Origin of the sequence: Paenibacillus sp. FSL P2-0089, assembly GCF_038595095.1 — a bacterium.
GTDB classification, from domain to species: domain Bacteria; phylum Bacillota; class Bacilli; order Paenibacillales; family Paenibacillaceae; genus Paenibacillus_AQ; species Paenibacillus_AQ silagei.
In genome coordinates this window covers 1,674,122-1,691,376 of sequence record NZ_CP152006.1, presented here as the reverse complement: position 1 = coordinate 1,691,376, position 17,255 = coordinate 1,674,122, and the positions used below count along the sequence as shown (strand labels likewise).

The 17,255-nt window shown below is 57.1% G+C and carries 13 protein-coding genes; 3 read left to right on the top strand and 10 right to left on the bottom strand.

All coding sequences use genetic code 11. The features are described 5' to 3' along the window. Nucleotides 1-21 precede the first annotated feature (21 nt). From NST69_RS06840 to NST69_RS06810, 7 genes are all read right to left on the bottom strand, one after another. Nucleotides 22-717 (bottom strand): DUF1961 family protein, encoded by a 696-nt coding sequence (locus NST69_RS06840; RefSeq protein ID WP_340978982.1) that lies wholly within the window; start codon nt 715-717, stop codon nt 22-24. Then, nucleotides 698-862, bottom strand: coding sequence for a hypothetical protein (locus tag NST69_RS06835; RefSeq protein ID WP_342548851.1), 165 nt, complete (start codon nt 860-862; stop codon nt 698-700). Before NST69_RS06835 ends, NST69_RS06840 begins: the two co-directional genes overlap by 20 nt. Beyond that, nucleotides 825-3,575 carry a hypothetical protein gene (locus NST69_RS06830; protein WP_342548850.1) on the bottom strand — a complete coding sequence of 917 codons (2,751 nt, stop codon included), beginning with the start codon at nt 3,573-3,575 and terminating at the stop codon, nt 825-827. The genes NST69_RS06835 and NST69_RS06830 overlap by 38 nt, the downstream gene beginning before the upstream one ends. A 119-nt stretch (nt 3,576-3,694) precedes the next feature. Next, nucleotides 3,695-6,061, bottom strand: a complete 2,367-nt coding sequence (locus tag NST69_RS06825; RefSeq protein WP_342550102.1) for an AraC family transcriptional regulator — start codon at nt 6,059-6,061, stop codon at nt 3,695-3,697. A 90-nt stretch (nt 6,062-6,151) separates the two neighbouring features. Further along, nucleotides 6,152-7,759, bottom strand: coding sequence for an extracellular solute-binding protein (locus NST69_RS06820; protein ID WP_342550100.1), 1,608 nt, complete (start codon nt 7,757-7,759; stop codon nt 6,152-6,154). Nucleotides 7,760-7,795: 36 nt separating this feature from the next. Further along, nucleotides 7,796-8,680 (bottom strand): carbohydrate ABC transporter permease, encoded by an 885-nt coding sequence (locus NST69_RS06815; protein ID WP_036722627.1) that lies wholly within the window; start codon nt 8,678-8,680, stop codon nt 7,796-7,798. Nucleotides 8,681-8,696: 16 nt separating this feature from the next. After that, nucleotides 8,697-9,650, bottom strand: coding sequence for a sugar ABC transporter permease (locus tag NST69_RS06810; RefSeq protein ID WP_342550098.1), 954 nt, complete (start codon nt 9,648-9,650; stop codon nt 8,697-8,699). 502 nt (nt 9,651-10,152) lie between these two features. On the opposite strand from NST69_RS06810, the gene NST69_RS06805 reads away from it, so the two are divergent. After that, the gene (locus NST69_RS06805; protein ID WP_342548849.1) at nt 10,153-12,141 is read left to right on the top strand and encodes a beta-galactosidase; all 1,989 of its coding nucleotides are present in this window, start codon (nt 10,153-10,155) and stop codon (nt 12,139-12,141) included. Between the two features lie 421 nt (nt 12,142-12,562). Here NST69_RS06805 and NST69_RS06800 read toward each other — a convergent pair whose 3' ends face one another. Both NST69_RS06800 and NST69_RS06795 read right to left on the bottom strand, forming a co-directional pair. Then, nucleotides 12,563-13,723 carry a methyl-accepting chemotaxis protein gene (locus tag NST69_RS06800; RefSeq protein ID WP_340954985.1) on the bottom strand — a complete coding sequence of 387 codons (1,161 nt, stop codon included), beginning with the start codon at nt 13,721-13,723 and terminating at the stop codon, nt 12,563-12,565. Between the two features lie 17 nt (nt 13,724-13,740). Next, nucleotides 13,741-14,010, bottom strand: coding sequence for a hypothetical protein (locus NST69_RS06795; protein WP_340954987.1), 270 nt, complete (start codon nt 14,008-14,010; stop codon nt 13,741-13,743). A 318-nt stretch (nt 14,011-14,328) separates the two neighbouring features. Between NST69_RS06795 and NST69_RS06790 the strand changes: the two genes are divergently transcribed. Further along, nucleotides 14,329-14,514 carry a hypothetical protein gene (locus NST69_RS06790; protein WP_036722636.1) on the top strand — a complete coding sequence of 62 codons (186 nt, stop codon included), beginning with the start codon at nt 14,329-14,331 and terminating at the stop codon, nt 14,512-14,514. 42 nt (nt 14,515-14,556) lie between these two features. Beyond that, complete coding sequence (locus NST69_RS06785; RefSeq protein ID WP_339254809.1) at nt 14,557-15,045, top strand: YfbM family protein; 489 nt, start codon at nt 14,557-14,559, stop codon at nt 15,043-15,045. Between the two features lie 839 nt (nt 15,046-15,884). Here the strand turns inward: NST69_RS06785 and tyrS are convergent. Next, the gene (gene tyrS / locus NST69_RS06780; protein ID WP_209878223.1) at nt 15,885-17,144 is read right to left on the bottom strand and encodes a tyrosine--tRNA ligase; all 1,260 of its coding nucleotides are present in this window, start codon (nt 17,142-17,144) and stop codon (nt 15,885-15,887) included. Nucleotides 17,145-17,255 lie beyond the last annotated feature (111 nt).

Genomic DNA, 17,255 nt, shown 5'->3' with positions numbered 1-17,255 from the left:
CATCCGCCCAGCCAGCGATCCTCACGGAGCATAGACAATCAGATCGCTATATTCCGCAATCAGCGGGGCCATCTGGCGGAAGCCTAGTCGGCCTGCGCCGAGCAGCGGACCGAAGGACGAGCCGTCATCCACCCAGTGCAGCACCGGCAATTCATTAATTGTGAAAGTTACAGCAGTCCCCCGCTTCACCATCAGCATCCGGTAGGCCTCAGTCATATCGGAGGTATCCGGGAGCGGATCGGCTCCTTGGGCGACAAGGTGGAAGCCGTAGCTTTTGCGCAGATTACAGGTATGAAAAGCCCGCTCCTCCTCCCACATCCGGCGAAAATACGAGATATGATAGGCATCCATCTCCCCATGATGGTACTGGTCATATTCGCCCGTGCGGACCGGCAGGGACGGGTCGAACAGATCCTTGCCCCCGGCACCGGCAGCCGCGAAGAACAGAATGGCCAGCCCCGGCTCCCGCAGCGGACGGAATCTCCAGGAGACGGCAAGCTCCGCCGGAAACACCTCAGGGCACCAGAAAACCACATTCGCCTTCTGTCCTTCCTCAGCCCCCCGGGTGCTCTCCAGCCGCAGCCGCCCCTGCGGAAAAGTAACTGCACCATCGCCTTCCATCCGGAAGCCTTCCAACTGGGCGGGACCCTCCAGCTTATTACGGTAGATCTCCCGCCAGCCCTCAGGAATGCCTGCATCAGCCTGCTGCGTAGTCATTGAACCACATCTCCTTTCCCGGCACCCGCACGCTTGTCAACTCTGGCACCAGCCCTCGCACTAATCCCAGATTCTGAACCAGTTCCTGAACCAGCCTCCTCACCAGCTCACGCACCATCCCCAGCACTTCCGCCATCTTCCACATTAGCTAAGGCACTAGCTGCATCACCCGCTCCCGACACTCCTTCCCGTGCAGGCAGAGCTTCAGCGATCAGCTCCAGCGCAATAATCGTATTCAGCGACCACTGTGAGGCCTCATTCGTATTCATCCAGTCCACTTCATCCAGCGCTTCCGTATACGTAACCCGCTTCAGTTCCTCCTCCAGCCGGAGCTTCCCGAACGGATTCTCAAACAATATGCTCCAGCAACGTTCCGCCGTAGCCCGGTCATCCTTGACCCATGCGCCATAGGCGGCAATAGCCACGCTAAGCACCGGATGCTCAAACCGCTGCTTGCCTGTAATCGCGCCCCCGGATCTACGCAACTGTTCTTCCTCAGGCAAGTTATAGAAGACACCGAACTCCGCCAGCATGTCCTCCCACTCCGGGTCCTCCAGCATCATCGCCAGCTCGAACCACACCTGCGGACCACCCATGCAGATCGCCAGATGCCGCCCCCAGTTGTCATCGCCCATTGGGCTGAGAATTCCCGTTGCGGGGTCGTATCCATAGGTTGGGCCGGAGATCAGCCGCAGATTGGCCGCTTTGATGCGGTCGATGCCTGTGAGGATTTTGTCGCGGTAGGCCGTATCCTCATAACGTTCCCAGCGGGTCATCCAATTGGAGCTGAACGCCGCCCAGTCCGGTCCCACCCGCACATGGGTCTTGAATTCGTCCTTCGGAAAATATGCCCGCATCGGGTCCAGATTCACCGTGGAATAATCCGCATCCTTCACACTGTCCATGATGTCGCCGGTCCGCTCATCACCGGTTAGATAATAGTAGTAGCGGTGCAGACCCGCCATAGCAATCCGCGCTTCCTTACAGCCGCAGCCCCAATGCACGACATTATGCCGGGAGCCAAGGCCCGCATATTCTCCGAAATGATACATATCCACCTCGCTGGTATGCCGGGTCATTGCTTCGGCCATCCGGTAAATATCCGCGCGTCCGGTCCGCAGGAAGCTCACCCACAGCCACATATTCGGCACCAACTCGGCATTCTGCCAGGCACAGCCGCCCAGATCATAATTCCAGACATGGCGGACCGGATCATAGCTGTGCATGAAGTCGCCGTAATCCCACAGGCCGTACCACTTCCGCTGCTCAATCTCCTTCTGGTAAAAACGGGTGATCCCGTCCAGCCGGTCCTCCAGGTATGCCTTGGCCGGCGTGCTCCGGTCCGGCAGGCTCCACAGTCCAAACGCCCGGCTGCGGTGGTAATACTCGGGCTCACAAACCAGCAGCGGCGTTTCATCCGCCTGCTGCTGCATCTGCTGAAGCCGCGCAGAATCCGGTGTCCGCGTGGTACACCACAAGGTCAGTTCATTCGTATTGGCGATGCCGTAAGGGGTGGCCCGCAGCTCCTCCGCGCCTTCATAGGAGGACTCGACATGCGTCTTCGTATCATAGTGCCGCAGGTCCATTGCCGGAGCTTCCGGCGTCCAGAACCAGACGGTTAACGCCGCTTCCGCGCCGGAGGTACCGCTGATCTCCAGCCCGGACGGGTACTTCTGCCAGAAATCCTTCACTCCGGCAGCCAAGCCTCCGCTGTCACAGCCGATATAACCCAGCCCTCCGGCCCTCCGGCCTTCAGCGCCCTTAATCCAGGTGCAATCCGGCCCTGTACGCTTGTGAACGGCATAATGCTCGGAGGAAGACTGCACCAGCCGGAAGTCATTCCATACCGCAGAATCCTGAAGCAGGCTGGTGAAATAGGCATCCTCCACGGGATCGAAGTGCTGGCTCTGCCCTTCGAGCTGCCCGGCGAACATCCCGGCATATTTGCCCCGGGTTCTGCGGGTCTGGAGCGTCTTGGGGGATTCGCTGAAGATTCCCCCGCTGCCCGCCAGCCGGACATGACGGTTGTACAGCGGACCGCTGAGCGGCACCTTGAACAGCAGGCCCAGCCCCTTGATGAAATCCTGCTGCGGGTTGCCGTCATAATGGAAGGTATGCACCAGCCGGATGGACGCAAGCCCGGCATAGAAATAGAGCCGCAAAGTATAAGGAAGCCATTCCCTGGCTCCCTTTGTGCTTCTATGCCGCCCGTCCAGCCGGATCACGGCACGCACCGGTCCCCGCTCCTCCAGACTGGCCTTCAGCGTCACTCCGGTGAACCGCTCCTGCCGCAGCGTCAGCTCCCCGCTGAGGATGTCCCGCTGCTCGCGGAGACAGACCAGCTCGCTTCCGCTGCACACCATCTTACCCGAGCCTAATCCCAACCACGCCTCCGCAGCTCCATAATATCCATGATCGCCGTCCGGTCTCCCGGATTCCGCCGTGTCCCGGCGGATGATCCGCGAGATCACACCCGGGCCATGCTTGACCACGGTGCAACGAATGCTGCCGGTATCGACGATATAAGACTCCTCCGTCTCTTTCACGGATACCTCGAAGGCTGCTGGCACAGTGTTCTGCCCGGCAGAGCGTTCCAGCGTGTATCCTGCCGTACTCCCTTCAGGGCATACGGCAGAATGCAAAGACCATTTGATGCTGCCGTCCGGCCAATACGCAGCCGGGCGGCTCTGCAGCGGCAGACGGGAACCGTCATCCGCGCCTCCAAGATATAACGCGGCCAGTTCGCCGCGCTTCAGATCGCCCTTGGACCAGGGAACCCCCCAGGTCACTCCCGTAGCCATAGCAGGCGGGTTCAGCCACCGTAGCTGGACTGGCAGGGCTGAGGATAAAGAGGTCATCTTCTGTCATCTCCTAGATGGGACATCACCCGGACGAATGAACCGTTCCCGGAGCAGGAGGCCTGCGGACACCGGGATCACGGGAAGTGAGCCGCAGTCATTCTGGAGCCGGTCCCCGCTTACCGGGTCCCGTTCTCCTTCTCCCCCTCCTGCCGGCTCAGCTCACGGTAACGTGTCGGAGTGATGTCCTCCTGTTTTTTGAAAATCCGGTTGAAATAGCTCTGCTGATAGCCGACCTGCAAGGCGACATCGTTCATCTTAAGATCTGTGTCCCGCAGCAGCTCCTTCGCCTTGGTGAGCCGCAGTTCCGTTACATAATCGATGAAATTCTGCCCGGTGACCCGCTTGAACGACTTGCTGAGCAGAAAAGGGCTGGTGCCTGTATAATCCGCACAGCTGTCCAGCGAGATATTGTCCATATAATGCTGCTGAATGTACAGCATCGCCTGGTCGATCGTCCGTCTGATCCCGGCGTCCGACCGTTCACACAGCTCCTTCAGGAAGGGGGCAGTCACCTGCGTGCGGAACCAGGAGAGAATCAGGCCCGGCTCATGGATCTGCGAGAGGCTCGCATACAGATTCCTGCCGCGCAGCAGCTCGCTCTGGGCCATCCCGGCCTCCAGCACCGCATGAAGGATCGCGCCGAGCAGATGCAGCATGCCCTGCTGTACGTCGATCACCTTCGCGCCGCCCGCGGAGAGCGTCTCCAGGAATTCCTCCAGCAGCCGGTCCGCCTCCTCTGCTTCTCCGGTCCGCAGCGCCTGAATCAGCCCGCGCTCCAGCGCGAAGGAATACTGCGGCAATGGGGCGCCCTGCCCCTCCCGCTCCAGCTGCTCCAGGCTGATGATTTGGTTCCCGCCTCCGTACCTGCTGTGGCTGGCCGCCTGCTTCGCCGCCTCGAACGCCCGCGGAATCGCGGAGATGCTCCCGATCCTTGCACTGTACGCCACCGTGGCCTGCAGCTTAAGCATCCGGCTCAAGGTAGCCGCCAGCTCTTCACCGAAGGCGCCCACGCGGGCCGGATCAGGGCCGCTTCCCGGTTCCATCAGCAGCATACCGGAGGTAAGGTCATGCAGATTGACCGTCTCCGCCCGGCCGAAATGCTCACGGGCAAGCTCCAAGGTAATATTGACGGCCGCGAACGACACCAGACTCTCGTCGCCGCTGCGGAACTTGGCCTCCAGGCTGGAGATGCCGGTCAATTGGATATACAGCACCACGAACGTACAGTTCTCCACTTCCCACTTATACTGCTTCATCCGGCTCTGAAGATCCTGTTCGGAATAGGCATACAGATACCCCTGGAACAGCTGGTGCAGGAAGCTCTGCTGCACATGCGGAAGCTGCTCCGAGAGCGTGTACTGGAGAGCATGCTGCTGTCCGTGCAGGTTCTGCCAGTGCCGCTCGATCAGCGTCAGCTCATCCACCCGGTCCCCGGAGGCCGCATGCTCAGGGAGCAGCGTCTGAAGCAGGCGGCGGACCGGCGAATAGATTCTGCGGGAAGCAATCCAGGACAGGACCGCCGCCAGCAGCAAGGCGCACAAGCTGACCAGGATAATCATCCGGGACAGCCAGACCACTGGAGAGGTTACGCTGGAGATCGGAGAAGCCGACACATACCGCCATTCACTGGCAATCCGCGAGAAATCACCATAGGTCACCGCATAAGTAACCCCATTCCAGTCATACAAAAAGGATCCGCTATCCTGGCTGCCTTTGGCTGTAATCGCCGTCCGCAGCGCCGTAACCAGCGGCGTGGGCGCATCCATCCCGCCCCCCGAGATGAACAGTCCGCCGGATTTCTGCTCCATGAACACCTCCCCCGTGTTGTACGGGGTCATGGTCCGCAGCATCGCGGATACCTTCTCTGTATCCATCCGCAGCAGCAGCGCCCCGAAGGGCTCCCTGCTGCCGCCGGGGATATGGTGCACCAGCGTCAGTTCCTTCTGCTCCGGGTTCACCGGATCAAAAGCCCATTCCGTCCAGTACGTGCTCCGCTCCTGCTTCAGCAGCTTCCCGTACAGCACTTCCTCCTCCGCAGACAACGTCCCGTACTCCGTTCCGAAGCGTACCGGCTGATTACCGGCCAAATACAGTTCAACCTGCCGCACCATGGAATTGGAACCCTGCATGACTACCAGCGTCTTGGTAATATCCCAGGCCCGTTCATGATTCCGGGTGAAATCCATGTTGCTCAGTCCGTAGTCGAACTTCGGATCGAACGCCCAATGGGCCAGCATCAGCTCCAGATTGGACAATTGATCATTAATGTTGTCCGCCCGCTGCTCAATCTGCCGGTTATGCATCCGGAGCAGCTCCTTTTCCAAACTTCCCCCGGCCATAAAGTAAACCAGCAGTCCAATGATCAGCCCGGGAATGGACGAGACGATCAGCACAATAATGAGATTATTGCGGTAATAACGGCTCTTGCGTCCCGCCCGGCCTCCGGCATACCTGTTCCGTGCTCCTGCCGCTTCATTCTCCATTCGTTTCACCAGCCGAATCCTTAGTTTAGGGTTGCCGCCATGCAGCCGCAGCGGGGACAGACCGGCCGGAGACTGGAGCAGGACCGGACTTTACTTGCCGCCTGAGGCGTACAATTCATTCATTTCCTTCACAAGCTCATCTCCGCCGGTCTTCCGCCATACCTCAAAAGCGGACTTCAACCCGGCCTCATCGATCTGGCCGACAATAAATTTGATGCGCGCATCGTTGATCACGTTATCGAGCTGCGAGCCCTTTTGCGTATAGACTGCCGAGATCAGCGCTTCGACGGGATTAGTCACAATCGTCGCTTCATTCGTCTTCTGTACCTCAGTCTGCTTCAGCCGCAGCGGCGTCTGCTTCACCTGCTTCGCCTTGTCCTCAGGAATGAACGGCAGCATCTGGTTCAGGCCTTCCACTTCCGATTCCAGCAGAACGGTATCGCTGGAGCGTTCGATATATCCGTCTACCAGCTTGTAATGCACGCCTTCAATCCCATAGTTCAGCATCGTCTGCAGATCCTCATCATTCAGCCGGTCCAGGAAGGTCAGCACCCGCTTCAGCTCCTCCTCGGTTTTGACCGAGGACTTCGGAATCGCCAGCATGCCGGAGAAGCCCGAGGTCGGAAGCGTATGCAGCGCGCCGTCCGCTCCGCTCACACCGCCGATGACATCCATATAATGGCGTTCCGGCTCGTCTTTGCCTTCCTTTTGCAGAGCGGCATGAATCTTGTCATCCAGCCGGGCCGCGTTATCGACCACATCGACAATGACGCCGGCCTTGTTGTTGACGACCGGATCATTCCATTTAGAGCTGTCCATCACTGCGAAGTCGGCGTTGATCAACTGCTCGTCGTACAGCTTTTTCATGAATTTAAGCGCTTCCAAATAACCGGGGTATTCATGCTCAGGCACAAGCTTCCCTTCCTGCACACCCCACTTGTTCGGTGCTCCGAACCACAGCTTCATCGTATCGAAGCCGCTGGCCCACTGGCCGGTCCACTTGACCAGCACCATGCCATACGTATCCGCCTGGCCGTTGCCGTCTGGGTCCTGCTCTTTGAATGCTTTTAGCATATTATAGAAATCGTCCACGGTCTTCGGGGTCTCCAGCCCCAGCTTCTCCATCCAGTCCTTGCGGAACACCACACCGTTGCGTCCCAGCGCCCGCCCTCTGTAGATTCCGTAATTCTTGCCGTCGATGGCCGAGTTATTCAGAATAACCTCCTTCGCCCCGCTGAGATTCGGATAATCCTTGAGATACGGACCCACCTCCCAGAAAGCGCCGGATCTGGCCGCATTGACGAAGCTGGACGCTTTCACGTCACCTACATACATAATATCAGGCAGCTTGCCGGAAGCGAGCGTAATGTTAAATTTGTCGGCATAGGACGCATTCGGCACCCATTCGAAATGGATTTTGGTGTTCGTCAGCTCCTCCAGCTTGGCGGCGACCGGACTGCCGTCCTTCGGATAATTGGTTTTGAAAATCGGCAGCATCAATGTCAGCGCAAGCGGCTCCTCAGCCTTGGCGGTGCCGTCCGCCTTCCCGCTATCCCCGGCAGGCTCCTTCTGTCCCGCTCCCGTTTTCTCTCCATTCCCGCCGCAGCCGGACAATACACTTAGAATCATAATCATAGCCAGCAGCATGAACAACCCTTTTTTCACAGACCGTGAACCTTGGCTCCGCTTCATCTTCATCATCACTTGGCCTCCCTTTATATGTTGACTAACCGGTTACCCTTTGACTGAACCCAGCATCACCCCTTTGGCAAAATGCTTCTGCAGAAACGGATACACGCACATAATCGGCAGGGTGCCGACCACGATGACGGCCATTTTGATCGACTGCTCCGGCGGCTGCACGAAATTCGGGTCCATGGAGCTGAGATCCCCCGCTGCCGACTGGGACAGCATGACGATCTGACGCAGCATCACCTGGAGCGGCCACTTGGATGGATCATTAATATAGAGCAGCGCCGAGAAGAAGTTATTCCAGTGTCCGACCGCATAAAAGAGGGTGAACGTCGCCAGCACCGGCTTCGACAGCGGGAGCACAATCCTCCACAGCAGCCCCAGCTCCGTACAGCCGTCGATGCGGGCCGCCTCCTCCATCTCGGCCGGAAGCTCCTGGAAGAAGTTCTTCACAATAATCAGATTGAAGGCGCTGATCGCCCCCGGAAGAATCAAGGCATTCAGCGTATCGAGCAGATGCAGCTCGCGGATCACCAGATAGGTGGGAATCATCCCGCCCCCGAACAGCATGGTGAAGATGACCAGATTGAGGATCAGATTGCGGCCCATCAGGTACCGCTTCGCCATCGGATACGCCATGGTAACCGTGAAGAACAAATTGACTGCCGTCCCGATCACTGTTACGTACAGCGACACCCCGATGCTCCGGACAATGGTATCTGTAGAGAAAATAAACCGGTAGGCGTCCAGCGAGATAGTCGTCGGAATCAAAAAGACAGCGCGCTTCGTAATTTCCGCCTCGGTGGCGAAGGAACCAGCGACTACAAACAGGAACGGCAGGATGGCTGCGATCCCGATGATGCCCAGCACCACGTAATTAAAGACGTCAAAGGTGATCTCTCCGGCGCTGCGGTAACGTTTAGCCACACATAATGCCTCCTTTTCAATATAATCCGGATTCGCCCGACTTCTTGGCGAGCCAGTTGGTGCCGAGCACCAGCACGACCCCGATGACCGATTTGAACAAGCCGACGGCGGTGCTGTAGCTGAACGCCCCCTGGGTAATCCCCAGCGCATACACATAAGTATCGAAGACCTCCGCCACCTCACGGTTCAGCGCATTCATCATCAGATAGATCTGCTCGAAGCCGTTATCCAGAATCGTGCCCATCCGCAGAATGAGCAGAATGACAATCGTGCTGCGGATCGCGGGCAGTGTAATATGCCAGGTCTGGCGCCAGCGGCTGGCCCCGTCCACCACGGCTGCTTCATATTGCTCCACATCGACACCGGCCAGAGCAGCGAGGAAAATAATCGTCCCCCAGCCGCACTCCTTCCAGATGGTCTGCAGAATAATCATCGGGCGGAACCAGTCGGGACTGGCGAGGAAATCGATCTTGCGCCCGGTGAACGTGAACAGGAATTCGTTGACCGCACCGCCCTGTGTCGTAAGGAACACGTAGGAGATACTGGCGACGATGACCATCGAGATGAAGTGGGGCACATAGATCAGCGTCTGTATCGTCCTTTTATAGAAGGAGAGCCGGATCTCATTGAGCAGCAGCGCCAGAATAATCGGTGCCGGGAAAAAGAACACCAGATTATACAGCGACAGCACCAGCGTATTGCGCAGCAGCATGAAGAAATCAGGGTTCTGAAAAAACGTGCGGAAATGCTCCAGGCCGACCCAGCCGCTCTTCCAAAAGCCCAGAAAAGGCTGATAATCCTTAAAGGCGAGCAGCACTCCCCACATCGGCACATATTTGAACAGCAGGAAATACAGGATTCCGGGGCTGAGCAGAATGTAGAGCCATTTGTCCCGCTTCAGACGTCTGAAGCGCTGCTCGCGCCTGCTGCGGCGGAAGCTTGTACCTGCGCTTACCTCTGCTGCCCCCATTGCCGCTCCTTGCTTCATTGACATTCACCTCCGTATGGATAAGCAGCCTCGCTACTACACTTCACTACCTTGCCGTGGCTGCGCTTTCTATTATGGTTGGCGGGTGTTTTTCCGGCAATCGGACTTTTTGGACAGCGCTTTGAACGCCTTCTGCGCCGCTTCCGCAATAAAGTCCAAAACCGGCAAAACTTTACTATTGCATGTGGGGGGCGGACACTATATAGATTGAAATGATAATTTCATTTTTGGGAGAGTCGTGACTCCAGAGAAGTTTTGGGCTTCCGGCCGCTGTTGTCTGCAGATTTCTTTGATTAGACCGCTGTTCGCGGTAGAAATCCGCAGACAAAGGCGTACGCTACCACTCCTCCAGCTCCAAAATTCCCTTCCGCCACTCCTCCCAAAATTTATGTTTTCAAGTTTAAACTATATAGCTTAGGGATGGGGAATAGAAAGATAAGATCATACAGAACCCGTGTGGGGCTCTTTCAAGGAGGTCAAAAGAATGCAGCAAAAGCTATATTACGGCGCCGCATGGTACCCGGAGCTGTGGGGGGAAGCTGAGCGGCAGCAGGATCTTCAGCTCATGCAGGAGACCGGCATTAATCTGGTACGCATGGGCGAATTCATCTGGTCGCTGCTGGAGCCGGAGGAAGACTCCATCGATGTCCGGCCGTTCGCTGAGCATATCCGGCAGCTCCATGCCCATGGCATCGATACGGTCATGTGTACGCCGACCGCGACCCCGCCGGTCTGGCTGACCCACGGGCACCCGGAGCGCCTGCATATCCGGGCAGATGGGGCGGTAATGAGTCACGGGTCCAGACAGCATGTCTGCACGAATAACCCTTATTTCAGGCAGCGGGCTGCGGTAATTACGGAAGAACTGGCCCGGGTGCTGGGGCAGCTCCCGGGCCTTGCCGCCTGGCAGCTCGACAACGAGCTGAAGGCACATGTGGCGGAATGCATGTGCGGGTCCTGCCGCTCCCTGTGGCATGAGTGGCTGGAGCACCGTTACGGTAGCATCGGCGAGCTGAATGTAGCGTGGGGAACCGGCGTATGGAGCCACACCTACCAGCGGTTCGATCAGGTGCCGCAGCCGGTGGCTACGCCTTTTCTGCATAATTCATCGCTCGTCACCCAGTACCGGCTGTTCCAGATGGAGAAGGTTGCGGAGTTCGCAGGGGAACAGGCGGCGATCATCCGCCGCTATTCCGCATCTCCGATCACGCACAACAGCAATGTCCCTTTTCATCTGGACAATGAGCAGCTGTTCCGGGAGCTTGATTTCGCTTCGTTCGACACCTACGCTTCCCAAGCCAACAGGCACGCCTATCTGCTGAACTGTGATCTGTGGCGCGGGTTCAAGCCCGGGCGGGATTTCTGGCTGATGGAGACCGGCCCGTCCTATGCCGCCTCGCTCACAAGCTACGGCGAGCCGCACCCGGACGGCTATCTCACCGCTGAAGCCGTGGCCGCCTACGCGCTAGGGGCAGGCGCCTTCTGCTATTGGCTGTGGCGGCAGCAGCGCACGGGCAGCGAGCAGACGCACAGCTCGATTATCAGCGCCTGGGGCCAGCCTGCGCTCGGGTATGACAATGTGCGCGCGGCTTCCGCCGCCAGGCTGCAGATCGAACCGCACATGCTGAATACCCGGCCGGTGCAGGCCGAGGTGGCGATTACTTATTCGGACCGGGCCAAGGCGTTCCTGGCCACGGAGCCGCACCGGCAGCTGAACTACCGTTCCCTGCTGGGGGACTTTTACAGACGGATTCTCGATCTGGGGATTCACCGTGACCTGCTGCCGGAAGGCGGCGATTTAAGCGGCTATAAGCTGCTGTTCACGCCTTACATCCATTATCTGTCGCCGGAATATATGCAGAAGGCGCTCGCCTTCACAGCGGCTGGCGGCATCTGGATCGTTGGCCCGCTTAGCGGAGGCCGCACCGCCGAGCATACCCTGCATACAGATGCTGCTCTGGGAGAACTGGAGCGCTTCGCAGGTGTGAACACTACCTTCGTCTACCCGATGGAGGGGACGGGCAGCATCGGGGAGGCCTTCGGCTGCTCCGCACCGCTGTCGCTATGGAGCGCCGTCTTCGAGCCGCTGCCGGGCGGAGCCACCGTGATCGGCATGATCACGGAAGGCCGGACGCCGGGCCTGGCCTACCTGACCGAGCAGCCCTATGGCCGGGGAGCCATCGTCATGCTCGGCTCCCTGCCCTCGGGCAGCGAGGGCGACAAGCAGCTGTGCGCACTGATTGAGCATTATGCCGCCCGGGCCGGAGTCACCCGGCGCAGTGATGTCACGCCGGGCACCATTCTCTGCCCGAGAAGCGGCGCTGCCGGGGAGCTGTGGACGCTCGTCAACATGGACGGCCTTGGCGGCAGCGTCACCCTGCCGCGCAGCGGGCAGGATGTGTTGACCGGCACTCCTGTGCCCGCCGGTCCGCTGCCCATTGGCGCTTATGAATACAGGCTGATCTCGCTGTAGTAGTGGAATATCCTCCTGCCGATGGCGGAGAACGCTGCCTCCCAGCAAACAAGTGGAAAAACGCAGCTTGCTATGCTGGTTTCCAAGGAATTTCCGGAAGCAAGTGGATAAACAACAACTAATTATGGTCGTTTAGGCCAGTTTGGGGGAAACGGGTTCATTTAAGTGCTGTTTATCCAATTGCTGTCCTGGCATAGGACCGTTGCCGGTCAGCAGGTGGAGTTTATCCAACTCTTTCCCTCCCGCATCATACGCGAGGTGTCTAGTCATACGGAGCGTGAAGCTTACGCTGGCTGGGCCCCTCCCCCTTAGCGGTGTTTCACCAGCAAGAGGAGTGTTACCTGTGCCCATGCCGGACACAACACAAAAACACCCGGCAGCTTCTCCCGCCGCCGGGTGTTTTTCCTTTTACCATATCTGCTTATACGTTAGTCTTCTCTGCTTCTTCCGCCTGCTGGAGCAGCCCGATCTGATGCAGATGATTCAACAGCTGCTGGTAATGGTCGGCCTTCTTCTGGACGGTAAGAACCAGCTTACGGAACTGGTCTGTGTCCTGGCCCGATTTCTCCAGAATACGCAGCAGGTCGCTATTGATCTGCTCCACATCCTCCATGCTGCTCTCCTGGGACTCCTGGATTGCCTCCAGATGTTCGAAGACCTGCTCCTCCGCGACTACGATTTCATTCATATATACGGTGGACTCACCGATCTTCGCCGTGGTCTCGTTCATCGCGAGCATTCCATCCCCGGACTTGCTGTGGATCTGCTCCATGACGCGGGTCATTCCTGAGAGTGAACCCATAATCTCCTTCACATGGCTGCGGGTGCTGTCAGCAAGCTTGCGGATCTCCGTGGAGACAACGGCGAAGCCGCGTCCATGCTCACCAGCCCGCGCCGCCTCAATCGCCGCATTCAGCGAGAGCAGATTCGTCTGCTCGGCAATATCCGTAATGATCTTGGCCAGCTGCTCAATGCTGTGGAAATGCTCCCGCAGATCCTCATTCAAAGCAACGAACTCAGTAAATACCTCCGAGGCCTTCTGCATTTCCGCAGAGATCTGGATATTGGCTTCCTTGGCAAATTCGATTTTGTTGGATGAGTAGGACAAGCTGCCATACATTTCATTAATCAGATCTTCAGTCTGTCCGTTGTTGGTCTTCAAATGTTCCAGGAGCTGCTGAGTCCCGGCGATTTGGCCGATCATCTCCCCGCCGCCTGCCCGCAAGGCCTCGAAGTCCTCCACCAGTTGGGCCTCTTCCTTCAGGATAGCTCCAGTCTCAAGGCGGATCTGCTCCGCCAGGGCATATGCATGTTCCCCATAAGACACCGTGCCTGAAGCATGTACAGACGGTTCTACGCTATCGTTACCGCTGTGAGGTACATGTGCGTTAGTGCCTGCTTCCTCTACTGCGGCTTTTCCCTCTGCTATAACCGTTTCTGTTAATGCAACCGTATCCTTAGCTGCGATCACACGCTCTGCTATGGCTCTCTCCGCTAACCCGCTTGTATTACTCTGACTTTGAACGCCTTCAGCAGAGGGGGTTCTCCCCCAAGCTGTGCGCAGTTTGCTTAACCACTCCATCCGATTTCAACTCTCCCTTATTCAACCAGCAGCAGAATCATAGTCTGATTGGCATGCTTAGTATAATATTGCTCTCCATAGCTGATGAAGCCTGTAGTGTTACCGCAGAACCCAAGCATCTTCTCGTCAAAAGCTCCCCAAAGACCGTCCCGTGTAAACAGCTGGTCCCGCAGCGTACAGTTAATATTGAGGACAAACGAAGGCTTGAACGGACTGCCGCCCAGCGTCTCCTCCAGCACTGCCAGCGGATCGGCTGAACTCAGCAGCTCCACATAAGTACTAGACATAATCTGACTGTAAAATGTGACAGAGCCATCCGGATGAACCGCCTCCCTCCAGATGGTGCCTGGCCTCGTCCAAGGTGTTAAAAGATACAGCAATCATTATGTATACCAAACCTTCCTTTGCGGAATTTTCTCCCGCATACTGTTACTGAAAAATTAAGTTATAATTTTCAATACTACTCATGGTAAAGCCAGAACCGGGTTCATTGTCTGTGAACAATGTCGCAGCCTGTGCCGGGTTCCCATGTAACAAGGTTGAGCCGTTCCTGCAAACCCTGTATCATGAATATATCACAGATCACAGAAAAGAGGCCTCGGCATATGACCTATTCCCAACGCTCCACCCACCCTGCCGCCGCATCCGACTACACGTATCTAGAATATCAGATCAGCATAGCTGCCGATGAATTGGCAGTCGCGGTGAAAGCGCAGGACGAGCCCCGGGCAGAAGCTATCCGGCTAAAGATTGCTGAACTCGAAGACAAGCTTGCGCTGCTTGAGGATTAAGTACAACTACTCTATCCCCACCACGGAAGGAAGGCTGATACAATGGCGATACGCGGATATTACTTTGCAATGGAAGATGAACTGGTGCAGCAAATTGCCGCAGGCAGCACCCCGCTGGCGAGCTTGAACATAGACAAGTACCCGGGGCTGGATATCGACCGTACCTGGGAGGCGATTCACTACCTGCTCTGCGGTGATATATCGGATGGGCCAGCGCCGCTCGGATATGTGGTCCCGCTGCACTCCGACCAGGGCATCGAGTTCGGGGCATACGGGGCATTCTGCCTGCGTGCCGGACAAGTGGCCGAAGCGCTTGACGCTATTTCCCGGCTGGATGAAGCTCAGCTGCGCCTGCGTTATGATTTCCGGACCATGGCCGAGGAGGAGGTCTACCCGCTGGACCCTGATACGGTGTCTGACGATGATGCGGATGCTTTCTTTGCCTATCTGCTCCAGTTCTTCACCGAGATCCAGCGGTTCTACAGCCAGACTGTCGCTGCTGGTAAAGGCATTATTTTTTATTTGTTTTGAAGCCTGGCTCTCCCGTCAGATGGCGCGCTGGACTAGGTGGTTTATGGCGAGTGAGGTGCGTGCGCTGAATTCAGGGGCATTTGTGCCCCTGATTCCCGTGTCTAGCCCGCATTCGGCGAAATCAAGGGCACTTATGCTCCTCATTTGCTCGTTTCAGCCGTTTGTGCCGAATTCGGGTGCACTAATGCTCCTGATTTGCTCATTTCGGCCGCTTGCGCCAAATTCAGGTGCACTTGTGCACCTCATCGGCCTCCCACTTCCCACCCGGCAGCTATTAGAGGGATTTATACACTTGATTTCCTCATTCAGCCCACTTCCAGCAAGATTAGAGGGATTTATACACTTGATTCTCTCATTCAGCCCACTTCCAGCAAGATTAGAGGGATTTATACACTTGATTTCCTCGACGCAGCCACGCTTCCGGCCTACGGTGATCAGGGGAGGAAGGCGGGAGACCGTCTCACCTTCCGCGACCACCAAAAAAGGCTATCCCTGTCACTGCTGACAGTGGGATAGCCCAATCACTCAGTTACTTCACACCATTCTCACTCTAGCTCAACCTAAGTCATCTGTCTTACTTTAGCTCATCTAGCTCAACCTAACTCATCTATCTTACTCTACCTCATCTAGCCAAACCTAACTCTTCTGGCTCATCCTAGCTCATCTAGCCAAACCTCACTCATCTCTGTCTCACCCTAGCTAATCTACCTCACCCTAGCCACCATCAACCTCGTTCCAGTTCACCCTCAGCCTCGCTCCAGCCTAACACCGCTCCAGATCTGGCTCAACATCCGGCCCGCTCTACTCGCCTTCCGCAAACCATCGCCCGCAGCTTGCGCTTAGACCAGCTTCACCAGGCTGTAATTCTTCTTGCCCTTGCGGACGATGATGAACTTGCCGCCGATGGCATCTGCAGCTGTTATCTCCGTCTCCAGCTCATTCACACGCTCCCCGTTGATCGAGATTGCGCCCTTAGTAATATCCTCGCGCGCCTGGCGTTTGGACGGCTCCACTCCCAGGTCCACGAGCCAGTCTACAATGTTCTTGGTCTCAGTCCCCGCTGTGAAGGTCGGCATTTCCTTGAAGCCTTCCTCGATTTCGTCCGCAGTCAGGGAGCGGATATCGCCGCTGAACAGTGCCGCGCTTATACGTTTGGCCTGCTCCAGCAGCTCCTCGCTGTGCACGAAGCGGGTCATTTCCTCGGCCAGCGCTTTTTGCGCTTCGCGTTTATGCGGCTCAGTGGCTACCTTCTCCTCAAGCGCCTCAATCTCTTCCTTGCTCAGGAAGGTGAAGTACTTCAGGTATTTAACCACATCACGGTCATCGGTGTTCGCCCAGAACTGGTAGAACTCGTAAGGGGTAGTCTGCTTCGGATCGAGCCAGATGGCGCCGCCGGCGGTTTTACCGAACTTCGTACCGTCAGCCTTCAGCATGAGCGGAATGGTCAGGCCGAAGGCTTTGGCTTCGTTGCCTTCTTTTTTACGGATCAGATCGAGGCCGCTCGTAATATTGCCCCATTGGTCCGAGCCGCCGACCTGAAGCTGCACATCCTCGTTCTGGAACAGGTGCAGGTAGTCAATGGACTGCAGAATCTGGTAAGCAAACTCCGTGAACGAGATGCCGCTGTCCAGACGGCTGGCGACTACATCCTTGGCGAGCATCGTGTTGATGCTGAAGTTTTTGCCGAAATCACGCAGGAAATCAATGACGTTCATATCCTTGGTCCAATCATAGTTGTTGACCAGCCGGACCTGGTTGTCGTTGTCAGTCAGGAACAACTTCTTCATCTGGGCCGTCAGCGCATCCACATTCTCCTGCACCTGCTCCAGCGTCTGCAAAGAGCGCTCACTCTGGCGTCCGCTCGGATCGCCGATTGTTCCCGTAGCTCCCCCGATCAGAATCACCGGACGGTGACCCGCCAGCTGGAAGCGCCGCAGCACCATGAACGGAATCAGGTGGCCGATATGCATACTGTTGCCCGTCGGGTCCACGCCGCAATACAGCGATACCGCCTTACTCTCCGTCAATTCACGCAGTCCGTCCGCATCTGTCTGCTGGTTAATGGCATCGCGCCACAATAGCTCGTCGATAATGTTCAACATGTACAGCCCCTTTTGTGTAAGTGATTGTTCTATATCCCTTGGTATCCGTCAAAAAAACAGCAGCCATACCGCAGCAGCCTCAGAAGCTTAAGCCCGCCACGCACCCAG